Origin of the sequence: Aquimarina longa SW024 (assembly GCF_001401755.1) — a bacterium.
GTDB lineage: Bacteria > Bacteroidota > Bacteroidia > Flavobacteriales > Flavobacteriaceae > Aquimarina > Aquimarina longa.
The window spans coordinates 77,039-92,976 of sequence record NZ_KQ474101.1 but is presented as its reverse complement, the minus strand read 5'-3'; the positions used below and the strand labels follow the sequence as shown (position 1 = coordinate 92,976).

Sequence of the window (15,938 nt, the reverse complement as noted above, 5' to 3'; positions counted from 1 at the left end):
TTTATCCTCTTATTCTTTTTTTTCTATTGGTTTCGTAATCTTCAAAAATCATTTCACCCAGCCCACTGAGACCGGTATAAAATGCTTTACCCTGATTTGCATAGGTAAATTCTCTTACAAATTGCATCAAATAAGGATCTTGTGCAATCATAAAAGTAGTTATAGGGATATGCAATTTTCTTGCTTGTTGTGCCATCATATAACATTTATTTACAATATGATAATCTAATCCATTACTATTTTTATAGTATTGACCGTCTGACATTCTTAAACAGCTAGGTTTACCATCAGTAATCATAAAAATTTGCTTATTTGTATTCCTTTTTCTACGCAGCATATCCATAGCTAATTGTAAACCTGCTACCGTATTCGTATGATATGGACCTACTTGTAAATATGGCAAATCTTTAATTGCAATAGGCCATGCATCATTACCAAAAACTAATATCTCTAATGTATCCTTAGGATATCGCGTAGTAATTAATTCTGCTAATGCCATTGCTACTTTTTTGGCTGGTGTGATACGATCTTCCCCATATAATATCATACTATGGCTAATATCAATCATTAATACAGTACTCATCTGAGCTTTAAACTGAGTTTCTTCTACTACAAGATCATCTTCTGTAAGATGTAAACCATCAATTCCATGATTGATCTGAGCATTTTTTAGACTCTCAGTTATCGATATTCGCTCTAGAGAATCCCCATACTGATACTTGCGGAACTCCCCAGAATGCTCATCGCCTTTACCAATATACTTAGTTTTATGATTTCCTGAGCCACTCCTTTTTAACTTACCAAAAATTTGGTCTAATGCTCTTTTACGAATAGCTTGTTCTGTTTTAGCTGTAATAGACATACCTCCTTTACCATCAGGTTTAATCTCTTCTCTGATATATCCTTTTTTCTTTAAATCTTCGACAAAATCATCTAAAGTATAATTCTCATCTGTGAGTTGATACTCCTTATCTAATTCTTTCATCCAATCTAAAGCTTCATCTAGATCTCCCGAAGTATGAGTAATAACTTCCTGAAAAATATCAAAAAGCTTATCAAAAGGAGATTGTTCAGGAGCTTCGTATATCGTAAATGCAAAGCCTTTTTTAACTATTTTCCTCTCTTCTTTCATTAGCATAAATTTCTAAAACCAAATAGAATATTGTTTCAATTAAAATACTAAAATCAATTTTTAGTATACTATTTGTTTTAGTGTTAATCTAAGATAAAGGTAGTTTATTTTATAAAAAATAAAACTTATCTCTTATAGAAGAAAAGAGAATTTAACATTTGTTTTGGAAAAAAGAGTTACCAAAAACTTAATAAAGACATAAAAAGAATACGGTAAATCCCTCCTATAAATATCTTTCCTTATCTTTGATAAAGATCAAATTACCACCAACTTATACTATATCTAATTCTTATCATACATTTCTACTCTTATGAAAAAAATTATTTTATTTATTTTTTCTTTTTCTTGTACTATAATCATTTCGGCACAAGATGACGTTGAGAAAGTAATATCAACACTTACCAAAAATGAAATTGAAGGGCACATCTATTTTTTAGCCTCAGATGAATTAAAGGGCAGACAAACTGGAAGTCCTGAAAACAAAATTGCAGCTCAGTATTTAGCCAATATGTTAAGAGGCTATGGCGTAAAACCAATACCCAAAGTCAATAGTTACTTTCAGAAAGTAACCCTACAAAAAACATCTAGAGCTACAAAAACTGAATTTAAAACAGAAAACATATTGTCTAATAATATCCTAATGATTACAACAGAAAACACTAATTATAAGGGAAAAGCTGTATTCGTCAATTATGGATTAGAAGAGGATTATAAAAATAATAATGTAAAAGGAAAATACGTAATTTCTATTATCGGTACCAAAGAAAATAAAGACCTCAGAGCTGCTCTTTCTAAAACTAAAGAAAAGATGAAATTAGCTAAACAAAACGGTGCTATTGGTATGGTAGAGATCTCTACTATTGATGAGCCTACTTGGGTAAAAATGGAACATTATTTTAATGGAGATAAAATGAATATCTCAGGGCAAAAAAAAGATAATGATGGTTTTTCTTATTCATGGGTTAATGATACAAAAGAAGAGATCAGTAAACTCTTTATAGAAAATCTAGAAGCAGATATCAATATTACAATTAAAGGAATTAAAGAAAGTGCAATTGCTTCTCAAAACGTAATCGGCTATGTTGAAGGATCTGACCCTAAACTAAAAAATGAATACATCATCTACTCTGCTCATTATGATCATGTAGGTATTGGTACGGCTGTAGAAAATGATTCTATATATAATGGTGCCAGAGATAATGCTGTAGGAACCGTAACTGTATTATCTGCAGCAAAGAATATTGCAAAATATCCTACCAAAAGATCAGCACTATTTATTCTTTTTACAGGAGAAGAAAAAGGACTTTTAGGAAGTAAGTGGTATGTAAACCATCCCGTATTTCCATTACACCAAATGATATATTGTTTTAATAGTGATAATGGAGGATACAATGATACTACAAAAGCAACTATAATTGGTTTAAACAGAACAACAGCGCAAAAAGATATTGTAGATGCTGCTGCAAAATTTGGATTAACGGCTATTGATGACCCTGCTCCCGAACAAGGATTGTTCGATAGATCTGATAATGTACATTTTGCCATAAAAGGAATCCCTGCTCCTACCTTTAGCATGGGATTTACCGCTTTTGATGATGAAATAACCAAATATTATCATCAAGTTACTGATAACCCAGATACTCTCGATTATGAATATTTATTCAAATTTTTTAAATCCTATGTTTTAGCTTGTAGAAATATTGCTAATAATCCAACAACCCCATTTTGGATAGAAGGAGATAAATATTATGAAGCAGGTAAAAAATTATATCAAAAATAACCCAAAATAGTACCCTAAACTATCATCTTAAGTTTACAAAAGAATTCTTAGTTAAATTAACTTTTTATAAAGTATTCTTTAATTTAAAAACATAAAAACGAAAAAAGCATATATATTCTCTAAATATTTATGCTTTTTTTAACGATACAATTATACAAGTAGAATATTTATATCTTATTTTTGTAAAACCCCTATTTATAAAGATAATTGTTAAAGTATAGCAAATACGCATGGCTACAAATGTAAACCTAATATAATTGCATACTACTACAATAGATTAAAGTATTATGTGATTCTCAAAATCGTAAGATGATGAAAAAACATGTACTCCTATTTCTCTTATTTTCTACATTTTTTGCATACTCCATAATTAACATTCAGGATTCTACAAATACATTCATAATAGAATACAATCAAAATCCTCGTGACCGCAAACTTTCTACTCAGGAAGTCAAAGAAAGAGGATTTGATCTTTTGGCGAATCAAATCGTTGAAAATATAGATGAAATAGATTTAAGAAAAATGGCAAGATCTGCTATTTTTGAAACATCATATGGATTTAGATGGAAAATGGTTAACCTACAAACTGGTAAAATAATCATTCTAAAAGTTGATAAAAACTTTAAGCTTATTTCTGCGCGAAATAGTGATAACTCAAAAATTATGTAATAACTATTACATCAGTATTTTCTTTATCGTATCATAATCCTCCATATACTCCCAATATATAATTCTATCATAAGCATATTTAATCAAAATAAATTTTTCACTTACTGATAAGATCCTATCTACTGCAACTAATTTTTTTGAAGCATTTTCGACTTCAACTTCTTCTATGATTTCTTGATTTCGAGCATCATAACCATGAAGAATTGTATGGTTTTTAAGCGTAAGTTCGATAAATTTCATTTGACTTTTTTTAATCCTTCAAATTTATGATATTTTACCTTAACAAGCTTTTAAGAGTTAAACATTTTCATTTTATTTATTTTAGAGTTTTAAAAGACAATGAATTATAGTGTATTAAAATCATTTTTTATTAGTAGTTTTATTTATAGCATTTCTTGTCTTTCTCAAGAAGATATAAAGATTACTTATATAGGTAACATGGGAGTCCATATTTCTGATGGACAATCATCTATCCTTATTGATGGACTGCATACAAAATACGGCGATGACTATTTATTTCCTACAAAAGAAGTAGTCCATAAAATCAATACAGAATTGAACCCTAATGCTATTTTATTTACACACTATCATGGTGATCATTTTAGTCCTCAATTATCAGAAGTATATTTAAAATCTCATAAAAAAGCAATCCTTTTTGGACCAAATCAAATCATAAACAAATTTGCTGAATTTACAGATAGAATAGTAGCGATATCAACAAAAGACTATACCAAACAACCTGTAACTGTTAAAAATTTTATGATTACAGGAGTTAAAATAAACCATGTTGGAAAAAGGCATACATCTGTAGAAAACATAGGATATATAGTACATATAAATAATAAAAAAATTCTACATGTAGGAGATACTGATTGGTTTGAAGAAATCAATCTATTTCATCAATTACACCTAGTTGATGAAGGTATTGATATTGCAATAATCCCCTATTGGATGCTTTTATCAAATGGTAGTAAACTACTCATCAAAAAATATATCAATCCAAAACAAGTTATTGCCACTCACATTTCTCCTCTAATAAAAAAGACAGAACTTATAGATTTAAAAAACAAATATCCAAACATACATTTTCTCACAACACTAGAGCAACAAATACACCTATAACTAACACATACCGATCAGAATGAAAAAACAATTTTTACTATTATTATTACTGAGTACAATTTCTACAATATCAGCACAGAAATTTACCATGGATCTTATTAAAGATGGCACTCCACGTAATATAGGTCCAGGAGGAATGAGCGGTAGAGTTACTTCTATAGATGTAGTAACTTCTAATCCAGATATCATTTATGTTGGAACTGCTTCTGGTGGAGTTTGGAAATCTACTTCTGGAGGTATTAAGTGGAAACCAATTTTTGATCATGAAACTACAGCTTCGATTGGTGCTGTGGCTATCCAACAATCTAATCCTTCTGTACTTTGGATAGGAACAGGAGAAGGAAATCCTAGAAATAGTCTTAATGGTGGATATGGTATCTATAAATCCTTGGATGGAGGAAAAAACTGGAAACTCATGGGATTAGAAAAAACGCGTCATATTCATAAAATTATTATTGACCCAACTAATCCCAATATTATTTACGTTGCAGCAATTGGTTCGCCATGGGGAGAGCACCCTGAAAGAGGGGTTTTTAAAACAATCGACGGAGGTACCACTTGGACAAAAATTCTATTTAGCAATACTAAAACAGGAGCTGCTGATCTTGTAATGGATCCTTCAAACCCTAATAAATTAGTGGCTGCACTATGGGAACATAAACGTGATCCTTGGTTTTTTAAATCCGGAGGTAAAGGTTCTGGTCTTTATATCACTTATGATGGAGGAAAAAACTGGAAAAAACGTACTGACTTAGATGGACTCCCTAAAGGAAATCTAGGTAGAATTGGATTAGCTATAGCTCCTAGTAAACCTAACATTATTTATGCACTAATCGAAGCTAAAAAGAATGCGCTATATAAATCTAATGACGGAGGGTTTACATGGAAAAAAATTAATGACAAAAATGATATCGGAAATCGCCCTTTTTATTACTCTGATATATTTGTAGACCCCTTAAATGAAAATAGAGTATATTCTGTATTTACCTACGTAAATGTTTCTGAAGATGGTGGTAAAAATTTCTCTCAATTGATGCCCGCCTATGGTGTAAACAACGGTATACATCCTGATCATCATGCATGGTGGATTCATCCAACTAATGGAAACTATATGATTGATGGTAATGATGGAGGGTTAAATATTACTAGAGACGGAGGAAAAAATTGGCGATTTATTGGTAATCTTCCTGTTGCACAATTCTATCACATTAGTATAGATAATGAATTTCCATATAATGTATATGGAGGAATGCAAGATAATGGTAGTTGGAGAGGGCCTGCATATGTCTGGAGAGCTCAGGGAATACGAAACTCTTACTGGCAAGAAATATCATTTGGTGATGGATTTGATGTAGTACCAGACAAAGATGATTCCAGATATGGATGGTCTATGAGTCAGCAAGGATATGTAAGTAGATATGACTGGATGACTGGAAACAATTATACCGTTCGCCCTACACATCCTGATCCAAAAATAAAATTACGTTTTAACTGGAATGCTGCAATCAATATTGATCCTTTTGATACTGCTACTATATATTTTGGAAGTCAATATGTTCATAAAAGTACTGACAAAGGATTAACATGGAAGGTTATTTCTCCTGATCTAACCACCAATGATCCAGAAAAACAAAAACAAAGTGACAGCGGAGGATTAACTATAGATGCCACAGGAGCAGAAAATTACTGTACGATCTTAGTAGTCGAACCCTCACCACTAGAACAAAATATGCTATGGGTAGGTACAGATGATGGGCGTATACATGTTACTAAAAATGGAGGAACCAATTGGACCGACGTATCTACCAATATAAAAGGATTGCCCAAAGGGAGTTGGATTGTACAAATTAAAGCTTCAAATAAAAAGAAAGGAGAAGCGCTACTAGTAGCTAATGATTATAGAAGATTTAATTACACCCCTTACGCTTTTAGAACTACTGATTATGGAGAAACATGGCAACGTATTGTTGATCAAAACGATGTAAAAAGCTATACATTAAGTATTATTGAAGATCCTATAGAAAAGAATCTGCTTTTCTTAGGTACAGATGACGGATTATACATATCACTTAATGCCGGAAATAATTGGACTAAATGGACTAAAGGGTTTCCTACAGTTTCTGTAAAAGATCTAATTATACATCCCAGAGAGCATGATTTAATCATTGGTACCTTTGGTAGAGCAGCATGGGTATTAGATGATATTCGACCATTAAGAGCTATTGCAAAAACTAATAGTATTTTAAACCAAAAATTACAGCTTTTTGATCCACCAATAGCATATCAAGCAGCCTTACAACAACCCACTGGTAGCCGTTTTGGAGGAGATGCTTTATACAATGGTGATAACCGAGATTATGGTGCACTTATATCATATTATATCCAGGTAGAAGAAAAGAAAAAAGAAACTCTTACTAAAGAAAAAAACACCGACGATGATACTATAGATGACGAAAAAAAAGAAGCTACCCCAAAATGGGATTCTATTCGTCTAAAAATTTATGATGGAGACCGTTTAATCAGAACACTAAAAGAAAAAACTCCTGATTCTACAGGTTTATATAAAATAAAATGGGCTATGGATGAGAAAGGAGCAGATAAACCGTACAGAAAAATCCAAAAACAAGATAAAGAATCAGGAGGAATATCTGTAAAACCTGGGAAATATAAAGGAGTATTAGAATATGGTAATCAAAAGTCTGAAACTATAATAGAAGTACAGTCTGATCCAAGATTATCTGTATCTCCAAAAAATATAAACGAAATTTATACTGCTTCAAAAAAATTAGAAAAAATGAAACAAACTACAGCGGATGCTGTACGACAATTAGTAGAAAGTAAAAATATTGCTTTAAAATATCAGAAAGAGTTTAAAGAGTTAGATAAAAAGAAATATAAAGATCAGATCAAATTATCTAAAAACATCTCTAAGAAAATCGATAGTATAATTACTATTTATATTGGTAAAGAGGATAAACGTCAGGGAATCACTAGAAACCCGAAAGTCACTATTATACAACGATTACAGAATACTAAACGTTATGTAAGCAGTCGTCAGACTGGATTAACCACCACAGAAAATACTTTAATAAAACAAACTAAAGATGCTATAAGTATTGCTTTACAAAAAACCAATGCTTTCTTTAATGATGACTGGAAATCTTATCAAGAAGATGTTGAAAAAATAGACATTTCTACTTTTAAGAAAACACAAAACTTTAAATTAGAGTAATCAATAAACAGTGTCTATTTATGAAATAATTAATCATACTTAATTTAGATTTAGACTTACTCCTTCTCTACTCTTGTATACAAGAAAAAAAGAAGCAGACTCTATTATTGAAACAGACTTTTGGTTTTACCCCAAAAGTCTGTATTAGTGATAGTATGTATTACTTCATTTTTTTAAATCCTTGCTTTGTCAATTTCCACTTTACAAGTTTTTTCTCTCTTTCATAAAAACCAATTTCTTCTTTAAGCTTGTAACTGTTATAGGATAAAATTTTTTCCTCTGGAAGATATTTTAATTCCATTTTTTGACCTCTGTTTGCACCAATATAGATATCATCCTCACCATTAAATATGGATTTACTTTTATGTAGAGAGCCATCCTTTATTTCGTATACTTTTACAGTAGTATAATGCTTACCTCCACAACAAGTCCCCCAACCTAGAATTAGGTAATAAGGTTTACTCTTAATTTTTATCATTTGTAAATCCGTAATAAATATATCTCCTCCTTCATTCCCTATTTTTTTTAAGTCTACATATTTTATGGCGCCAGATTCTGTTTTATACTGAAGATATGTTTCTGAAGCATAACAACAACCTGAATCTCTTACACGCCATGAATATGTTTTGGCTAAACCATCTAAAGAATGTCGTATATCTATATACTTAGATAAACTATCATAAGGATTAGAAAAACTAGATGAATCTTTTAAGTGTTCTAGGAATCTTTCTTTTATAAATGGATACATAGCATAGCCAAACCTAGAATCTACTGCACCATATGCTTTAAATGAGGTTGATAATAATTTATCTGAATAATTATCACTTATTTGTCCAAAAAGAGTACTACTAAAAAGGATCGTTAGAATTAGAATTTTAAGTCTCCTCATTTTTTTTATCTCGACTAACATTAAATTTAATTATTGAAAATCAGGATTTTGAGAAATCGAGAGTTTCAGGTTTAATCTCAAATTTATTGATTTGTTTTTTAATTCTTTTAATGAATCTTATTTTTATTTTTTGATCTAGAAACAAATATTGAGAACTCAACAGAAACGTAACTTCCTCCTAGTGTAGATATTTCGGGTAACTCGAGCTTAAGTTTTGCAAGATTCTCTTTTGGGTTCATATTTTTTCATTGATTTTAAAATCCTATAACCAATATGATTAAGCAAACGCAGATTCTAAATCTAAAAAGTATATTCGTAATACAAATAAGTCTTTTTCCAACCTTAGTTAACATCTGTTTGTCTAACACCCCTGATTGAGGGTGAACTATATAAAAATATTGACTTCTCTTTTTTGATACTCTGATAAATCTATACCTCCATAGAAACAGTATGAGTACTAAAAAAAGGCTACCTAGATGGTAGCCTTAATAGGGCCAAGTTATGTGATTTCTTAAAGATTATTTTACAAAAATCTTTTGAATAAATGTCTTAGTACCAGCTGTTACTTGTACAAAATAGACCCCAGTAGATAATTTACTAATGTTTATCGCTTTTTTCATTACAATTTCTCCTGGAGATGCTTTTAAATCTATAAGCTCTAATGTTCTTCCATTCATATCCTTAATAATAACTTGCGAAGAAGAAGAAGAATCTAAATTACTAACCTCTAGATTTAATATTTCTTTTGCAGGATTAGGATACACTATAAAATCAGATAAATCAGTTAACTTATCTTTTTTGAAAGTAGCAAATGCTCCACAGCGTCCTAAATTATTCCATCCAGTAGCAGTTCTTTCATATAGAGATCCATTATATGTTACTCGATCACCTACTCTGTATGCTCTACCAGGCACATATGGTTGTACTCCTGCACAAGGATCACTCGTAGTACAAGGTCCTAAATTTGTCCATCCAGTAGCAGCTCTTTCATATAGAGATCCATTATATGTTACTCGATCACCTACATTGTATGTTCTACCTGGTACATATGGATCTACTCCATCACAATTACCACCAGTGCTACTACAATTTCCTGTAGAATTATAGGTCGTTTGATTACATACAATAGTAAAGTTATCTACTGTAGCTCCAGAAGCTTTCTTTGCTTCCCATTTACTCCCTATTGTAGTATTTGCTCTATATGAACCTCCTGCATTAGCAGATCCTTTTAAAGAGTTATTCTGATAATACTCTAAGGTACAATTGGTATTATTAGTAAATGTAACTGATACAGCATCACCTGTATTACATCCACCACCATCACATGTCTGTAAGCAACTAGATCTAGCAATATAGTTACGGATTACATTACGTGGCTGAGAACCAAACCCTTTATTAAAATTGACTCCTACACTTGTATTAGGACAATAACTCATAATAGTACCTCCACCAGAAGGGTTTCCTGGTAGTGCACAATTTCCTTCTACACGACCTGCACAACCATCTATCGCAGTATTATTACCATTCCATACACATGCATGTGTATGTCTAGATCCTACATTATGCCCTAACTCATGAGATATTAAAAATACATCAAAAGAATAGGTAGGTATGTTTTGGTAACTACCTTTGATACCAGAAATTGCATAGTTTCTTGATGAATTACATAGCGTTCCAATTCCTCCGGCTAATCCTCCACTATAACCATAGGTTACAAAATGCCCTAAATCTCCATTAAGACCTGCTGATCCATTTCTATAATTAATATAGCTATTTAGATTACTACTAAACGGCTGATTAGAACTCCATGCTTTTGTACCCGATAATTTGATCGATATCTGATCATTAGCATATAAGGCAGCTACTTGATTAAATACTGCTTCGATATAATTAGAAGCCTGTTGAGCCCCTCCTTTATCACGCACAACATCGGTTCCAATATCAAAAAATACTCGAGGACATTTTGTAGCTACACGACTCTGAGAGTTATCCGATAACTCTTCCATAGTATACCCTCCTTCCATAGTATCTTCTACCTCGCAGGCAAAGTCGTATAAATAACTAACTTCTTTGTCTTTATATATAATATGTCGCTTACCGTCGTCCGTAGGACCTACAACCATATTACCTTGTTGGTTTTCGGTACTAATAAAACCAGACATTTTTCCATTATAAAAACTAATTGCGACAAGAGAATTAGACGCTCCTTTTACTACTCCTCTATAGTGTACTATAGCATTATTTGATAATGCTCTGCCTGATGGCATCTCTGTTGCAGAAAAATCATCTGTTGTAATAGTTACTTTTACAAGATCTAATGATACTGCTGATTTCTGCCCTGGCATATCTAGACTCATTGTCTTTGGAAAATTACCTCGTAGAGACCTCATTGCACTCTGATCTACTGAAAATAGCGTATAATCCTTTAATCCGTTAGGAACTTGTACACTATTTTTTTGTTGACCAATAGCAGTAAAAAGTTGAATGTTTTCAAAATCTGATCCCAAAGATTTTTCTTGGGCTACTAGTTCACTGGGCTTTAGTTGTTGAGTTTGTGCGAAACTTATTACCGTAAAAAAGGTAATAACAATTATTAAAATACGTTTCATTTTATGTGGTTTTAAGTTTTTGACTCTTTACCTTGTTATGATTCTGGCCCCATAAACCTTCCTCAGTAAAAAACCAAAATAGTTTGTGTATCACCAAGTTACAAACTTAAACCGCTCCTTCAAAAAAGATCCCATAACTATTTGTTATATTACTTTCGTCCATTATATACTCCACTAATCTACCATAATCTTTTTACGGAAAAACATGAAAAATCACTTCGGATAGTAAATTTCATGATTCTTTTGCTTAAGAAAATAAGATATTTTCGAGATTACTTTTTAAGAAATAAATCCATCCTAAATCCTTATTTTTGAAAAGAACAAGAATTATATCTCAATAGTTTGAAAACAATTATATCTAGTATAAAAAGCATGTACGCTGTAAGCGATGCATCTATAGAAGCATTAACAAGTAAAATGACACTATTACACTTCCCTAAAAAACATGTCCTTATTAAAAGTGGAGTGGTCGATAAGAATTACTACTTTATAGAAAAAGGACTAACTAGATCCTATTGTATGATTGATGGAGAAGAAGCAACTACATGGTTTAGTAAAGAAGGAGAATTGGCATTCTCTATGCTAAGCTGTTATGAGAACAAACCTGGTTTTGAACATGTAAATCTATTAGAGGATTCGATATTATATGCTATTCCTGTACATGAATTAAATCTACTATATGAAACCAATATAGAAATTGCCAATTGGTCTAGAATAGTTCATCAAAAAGCATTTCTAGATTTAGAATTACGCCATATTGCTCTAGCAACTCAATCTGCCAAAGAGCGTTATACAACTTTTACAGAGCAAAAATCTGATTTATTTAAACGTGTAAAACTAGGATATATCGCTTCTTTTTTAGGTGTCACTCAGGTTACATTAAGTAGGTTAAGAGCTAATGCGTGATTTTTTAACATAGGTAAAAAAGATTCTGATAGAACTTAAGGTAATTTTGTATCATCAGTATTTACATTAGAATATTAATATCATTAAGTTACATTTTTATACCTGTTATTATTTGAGATTACTGTAAAGAAAATTAAGTTATTTATGTGCTATTCTTCAGTACATAAGAAACAATTTTATAGCGTCATTTCATATAAGAAATAGCATCAGCAATTCACCTGAGCTTGTCTGGTATATCTAAAAAAAATAAGTTCTAAAGGCTCTTTAAAAAGCGTAATGTGGCAAAAAGCTTTAAACCTTATCTTTAACTAAATCATATTGATCATCCAATTTTAACAATAGGAACGTATGCAAAAAACCGAAAAAGAAAAAATGCTTGCTGGCGAATTATATGATACCCGAGATCCTGAATTGATACAAATGTATCATAAAGCAAGAAAATTAATGACCGTCTTTAATTCTTTAGATTCTACCGATACTGTAGGAAAAAAAGAAGCCCTTACTAGTTTATTAGGTGATGTAGGAGATGGTGTATGGATTGAACCTCCTTTTTTATGTGATTATGGAGTACATATTTCTATCGGAAAAAATACCTTAATCAATACCAATTGTATGTTTATTGATGATAATACCATAACCATTGGTAAAAATGGATTAATTGCTCCATTCGTACAGATATATACCGCTAAACATCCTTTAAAAGCCTCTGATCGAGTATCTGATTCTGGGATTGCACCATATACCACATCGACTAGCCCTGTAGTCATTGGTGATAATGTATGGATTGGTGGAAACAGTATTATATTACCTGGTGTTACTATAGGGGATAATGTTACTATAGGTGCGGGATCTGTGGTAACCAAAGACATCCCAGATAATACTCTAGCTTTTGGGAATCCATGTACGGTTATAAAAAATATATAAGTATACTATGGATTTTCTACAATCTATCCCTAAATCAGTATTTGAAATATTAGGATTACTATTTGGTCTTTTTGTGTGTGTTATTACTGCTATCCAAATCTTTAAAGAGTATAAATCAAACAACCAGAGCAGTCTCTCATTAGGATATGTTATTGGTTGGGTATTTGTTTATTTGTTTTGGGCTGTGTATGGAATTAGAGTAGAAGCAATAGCGCTTTCTATTACCAATAGCATAGCCTTAGTACTACAAATTGGTTTATGTATTATCGTGTTTAAAAAAAAATAAAAAATAAAAAAAGTATGTCTACTATAAAAATTGGAATCATAGGATATGGCAAATGGGTAAAAAATGCCTACATCCCAGCTATTACAAATGACGGAAGAGCGACAATTGTTGCTATTTCGGCAAAAAGCGATGCTACCATTGCTGCTATACAATCTCAGTTTGGAGATACTATAGCAATTTACACTAATTATAAAGAGCTATTAAACGATCCATCAATCGATGCGGTACTAATTGCGGTACCTGATGCATTACATGGACAAATTGTATTAGACGCATTAGACTCTGATAAAGCTATTTTTTATGAACCCCCGATTGGGCATACCAGAGATCTAATTCCTAAAGTATTGCATAAATTAAAGAATGCATCACAGATCACACATGCTGACTTAGAACTAGGATTAATCCCTGTAGTATCAAAAGCTGCTGAGTTTATAAAACATAAAACTATTGGAGATGTACAAACAGTAACGATTGATCTAAGATCTAATTGGGCTACAGAACCCGATCAGGATATCAATACCATTAACCGTTTATCCCTTTGGTATGTGCATGTACTAAATATATTAGTAGATGCAACTCCTAATAGAGTATGTATTATGGATGGTTATGGCGTTAGTGGAAGAAGACAAAATCGAAGTACTGGTCTCTTTGATTATAATGGTATTTGGGGAGAACTAAAAGTACATATCGATAGTATTGATAAACTAACTATTACGGTAGAGATTATTGGAAGTGAAGGGGATATTTTAATAGATATATTAACAGGCAAATTAACACTAAGAACTAAGGAAAAAAATATGACAGCCTATTTCCCAGCATTACAACCCTATGCTGATTGGCCAGGAATGCGAGAATCAGTCACTCATTTTTTAGACGCAGTAGAGAGTGGGAAACCAAGTTTTGCTAATCCTAATTTGGTAGCAGAGTTACAAGCTATTGGTATGGCTACAGAAAAATCTAAAGACACTGGTAATTGGGTTGTTGTAGATCATCATATCTACAACTAGTATTAGTGAAGTTTTTTTGTAAACAAAGAGAGTATTAAGCTTTAAAACTTAGTACTCCTTTGTTTTATTTTTAATATAAAAAATAAGTAAATAAGATTTTTCCGTTTTTATTATACTTAATTAATTTTTGTATGCCTGTCGGTCTGTTTATTTGTTATTCTATTATTATGATTCCATTGATATATAATATTTTTGTAGACGCTATTATCCTGAATAATTATATTATCTCCTTTTTTTAGTTGTTCTCTATATTTTTCTACATCAAACGTTTTTTCATCATCTGATATCATAAATATAGGATCATTGAATCCACATAAATCATCTTTAATAATTGACTTACTGCTTTAGCATACTACAGTAAGTGTACATAATAGAAGTACTGTACTTATAAGTGTTTTCATTTAGTTATCGTCATCTAAATCATGTACCATCCGTACGGTATATTTTCCTAAATATTTACCTGTTACTCCATCTATTTTATGATAGATGGTTTCTAAGTTATTATCATCTGGTATAGGTGCAATTCCTACAGACCATATCGCTGGGGCATCGGGCGTTCTATTAAGGTCTGGACGCTGTAATACATAATTTACAGAATCGTATTGGGCTAATTGTTCTTTTAACTCATCTTTTACAATCTCGATTGCCTGTGCCCAACAGATGGTATATCCTTTTTCGTGATCGATTACTTTAGAGATATTGCCTAAAGTATCGTAATCTGTTTCTTTACCTATTTTTATATTTCCTTTAAGATATAAGAAATAAGAAAATAAGATTTTTCCGTTTTTATTATACTTAATTAATTTTTGTATGCCTGTCGGTCTGTCGGTCTGTTTATTTGTTATTCTATTATTATGATTCCATTGATATATAATATTTTTGTAGACGCTATTATCCTGAATAATTATATTATCTCCTTTTTTTAGTTGTTCTCTATATTTTTCTACATCAAATGCTTTTTCATCATCCGATATCGTAAATATAGGGTCATCAAATCCGCATAAATCATCATTCTTAATCAATGCTTTAGTACTTTGGCATACTACAGTAAGTGTACATAGTAGAAGTACTGTACTTATAAGTGTTTTCATTTAGTTATCGTCATCTAAATCATGTACCATCCGTACGGTATATTTTCCTAAATATTTGCCTGTTACTCCATCTATTTTATGATAGATGGTTTCTAAGTTATTATCATCTGGTATAGGTGCAATTCCTACAGACCATATCGCTGGGGCATCGGGCGTTCTATTAAGGTCTGGACGCTGTAATACATAATTTACAGAATCGTATTGGGCTAATTGTTCTTTTAACTCATCTTTTACAATCTCGATTGCCTCTGCCCAACAGATGGTATATCCTTTTTCGTGATCGATTACTTT

15 protein-coding genes are annotated in these 15,938 nt (G+C 31.5%); 8 read left to right on the top strand and 7 right to left on the bottom strand.

Going from position 1 to position 15,938, the window contains the following annotated elements; translation table 11 throughout:
* Nucleotide 1 precedes the first annotated feature (1 nt).
* Nucleotides 2–1,132, bottom strand: coding sequence for a vWA domain-containing protein (locus N456_RS14710; RefSeq protein WP_062058800.1), 1,131 nt, complete (start codon nt 1,130–1,132; stop codon nt 2–4).
* A gap of 310 nt (nt 1,133–1,442) precedes the next feature.
* On the opposite strand from N456_RS14710, the gene N456_RS14705 reads away from it, so the two are divergent.
* Entirely contained in the window at nt 1,443–2,912 is a 1,470-nt protein-coding gene (locus N456_RS14705) for a M28 family peptidase (protein WP_062058797.1), read from the top strand.
* Nucleotides 2,913–3,224: 312 nt separating this feature from the next.
* Nucleotides 3,225–3,581, top strand: coding sequence for a hypothetical protein (locus N456_RS14700; RefSeq protein ID WP_062058793.1), 357 nt, complete (start codon nt 3,225–3,227; stop codon nt 3,579–3,581).
* A 6-nt stretch (nt 3,582–3,587) separates the two neighbouring features.
* Here the strand turns inward: N456_RS14700 and N456_RS14695 are convergent, their stop codons facing one another.
* The gene (locus N456_RS14695; RefSeq protein ID WP_062058790.1) at nt 3,588–3,821 is read right to left on the bottom strand and encodes a hypothetical protein; all 234 of its coding nucleotides are present in this window, start codon (nt 3,819–3,821) and stop codon (nt 3,588–3,590) included.
* A 99-nt stretch (nt 3,822–3,920) separates the two neighbouring features.
* Here N456_RS14695 and N456_RS14690 point away from each other — a divergent pair, with 99 nt between their 5' ends.
* The gene (locus N456_RS14690) at nt 3,921–4,703 is read left to right on the top strand and encodes an MBL fold metallo-hydrolase (RefSeq protein WP_062058787.1); all 783 of its coding nucleotides are present in this window, start codon (nt 3,921–3,923) and stop codon (nt 4,701–4,703) included.
* Between the two features lie 19 nt (nt 4,704–4,722).
* A complete protein-coding gene (locus N456_RS14685) occupies nt 4,723–7,935 on the top strand; it encodes a VPS10 domain-containing protein (RefSeq protein ID WP_062058784.1) in 3,213 nt (1,070 codons plus the stop codon).
* A 160-nt stretch (nt 7,936–8,095) separates the two neighbouring features.
* On the opposite strand, the gene N456_RS14680 is transcribed toward N456_RS14685, so the two are convergent.
* Nucleotides 8,096–8,824 carry a hypothetical protein gene (locus N456_RS14680; RefSeq protein ID WP_148639339.1) on the bottom strand — a complete coding sequence of 243 codons (729 nt, stop codon included), beginning with the start codon at nt 8,822–8,824 and terminating at the stop codon, nt 8,096–8,098.
* A 518-nt stretch (nt 8,825–9,342) separates the two neighbouring features.
* Nucleotides 9,343–11,433, bottom strand: a complete 2,091-nt coding sequence (locus tag N456_RS14675) for a T9SS type A sorting domain-containing protein (protein ID WP_062058778.1) — start codon at nt 11,431–11,433, stop codon at nt 9,343–9,345.
* A 342-nt stretch (nt 11,434–11,775) separates the two neighbouring features.
* Between N456_RS14675 and N456_RS14670 the strand changes: the two genes are divergently transcribed.
* From N456_RS14670 to N456_RS14655, 4 genes are all read left to right on the top strand, one after another.
* Nucleotides 11,776–12,339: a Crp/Fnr family transcriptional regulator gene (locus tag N456_RS14670; protein WP_062058775.1), complete on the top strand. Its 564-nt coding sequence runs from the start codon at nt 11,776–11,778 to the stop codon at nt 12,337–12,339.
* Between the two features lie 348 nt (nt 12,340–12,687).
* On the top strand, nt 12,688–13,263 hold the full coding sequence (locus tag N456_RS14665; protein WP_062058772.1) for a sugar O-acetyltransferase: 576 nt from the start codon (nt 12,688–12,690) through the stop codon (nt 13,261–13,263).
* A 7-nt stretch (nt 13,264–13,270) separates the two neighbouring features.
* On the top strand, nt 13,271–13,549 hold the full coding sequence (locus N456_RS14660) for a hypothetical protein (protein ID WP_062058769.1): 279 nt from the start codon (nt 13,271–13,273) through the stop codon (nt 13,547–13,549).
* Between the two features lie 14 nt (nt 13,550–13,563).
* Nucleotides 13,564–14,556 carry a Gfo/Idh/MocA family protein gene (locus N456_RS14655; RefSeq protein WP_062058767.1) on the top strand — a complete coding sequence of 331 codons (993 nt, stop codon included), beginning with the start codon at nt 13,564–13,566 and terminating at the stop codon, nt 14,554–14,556.
* A 116-nt stretch (nt 14,557–14,672) separates the two neighbouring features.
* On the opposite strand, the gene N456_RS24535 is transcribed toward N456_RS14655, so the two are convergent.
* The 3 genes from N456_RS24535 to N456_RS24530 all read right to left on the bottom strand — a co-directional run.
* Complete coding sequence (locus N456_RS24535; protein WP_158447903.1) at nt 14,673–14,846, bottom strand: hypothetical protein; 174 nt, start codon at nt 14,844–14,846, stop codon at nt 14,673–14,675.
* 111 nt (nt 14,847–14,957) lie between these two features.
* A complete protein-coding gene (locus N456_RS14650) occupies nt 14,958–15,647 on the bottom strand; it encodes a hypothetical protein (RefSeq protein ID WP_062058765.1) in 690 nt (229 codons plus the stop codon).
* Nucleotides 15,648–15,938 (bottom strand): hypothetical protein (locus N456_RS24530; RefSeq protein ID WP_158447902.1); only part of this gene is annotated, 291 nt, incomplete at its 5' end.

What these genes read in the sequence shown, in the direction of transcription:
- N456_RS14710 (WP_062058800.1), bottom strand. Translation starts at nt 1,132, where the DNA reads ATGAAAGAAGAGAGGAAAATAGTTAAAAAAGGCTTTGCATTTACGATA.
- N456_RS14705 (WP_062058797.1), top strand. Translation starts at nt 1,443, where the DNA reads ATGAAAAAAATTATTTTATTTATTTTTTCTTTTTCTTGTACTATAATC.
- N456_RS14700 (WP_062058793.1), top strand. Translation starts at nt 3,225, where the DNA reads ATGAAAAAACATGTACTCCTATTTCTCTTATTTTCTACATTTTTTGCA.
- N456_RS14695 (WP_062058790.1), bottom strand. Translation starts at nt 3,821, where the DNA reads ATGAAATTTATCGAACTTACGCTTAAAAACCATACAATTCTTCATGGT.
- N456_RS14690 (WP_062058787.1), top strand. Translation starts at nt 3,921, where the DNA reads ATGAATTATAGTGTATTAAAATCATTTTTTATTAGTAGTTTTATTTAT.
- N456_RS14685 (WP_062058784.1), top strand. Translation starts at nt 4,723, where the DNA reads ATGAAAAAACAATTTTTACTATTATTATTACTGAGTACAATTTCTACA.
- N456_RS14680 (WP_148639339.1), bottom strand. Translation starts at nt 8,824, where the DNA reads ATGAGGAGACTTAAAATTCTAATTCTAACGATCCTTTTTAGTAGTACT.
- N456_RS14675 (WP_062058778.1), bottom strand. Translation starts at nt 11,433, where the DNA reads ATGAAACGTATTTTAATAATTGTTATTACCTTTTTTACGGTAATAAGT.
- N456_RS14665 (WP_062058772.1), top strand. Translation starts at nt 12,688, where the DNA reads ATGCAAAAAACCGAAAAAGAAAAAATGCTTGCTGGCGAATTATATGAT.
- N456_RS14660 (WP_062058769.1), top strand. Translation starts at nt 13,271, where the DNA reads ATGGATTTTCTACAATCTATCCCTAAATCAGTATTTGAAATATTAGGA.
- N456_RS14655 (WP_062058767.1), top strand. Translation starts at nt 13,564, where the DNA reads ATGTCTACTATAAAAATTGGAATCATAGGATATGGCAAATGGGTAAAA.
- N456_RS24535 (WP_158447903.1), bottom strand. Translation starts at nt 14,846, where the DNA reads ATGATATCAGATGATGAAAAAACGTTTGATGTAGAAAAATATAGAGAA.
- N456_RS14650 (WP_062058765.1), bottom strand. Translation starts at nt 15,647, where the DNA reads ATGAAAACACTTATAAGTACAGTACTTCTACTATGTACACTTACTGTA.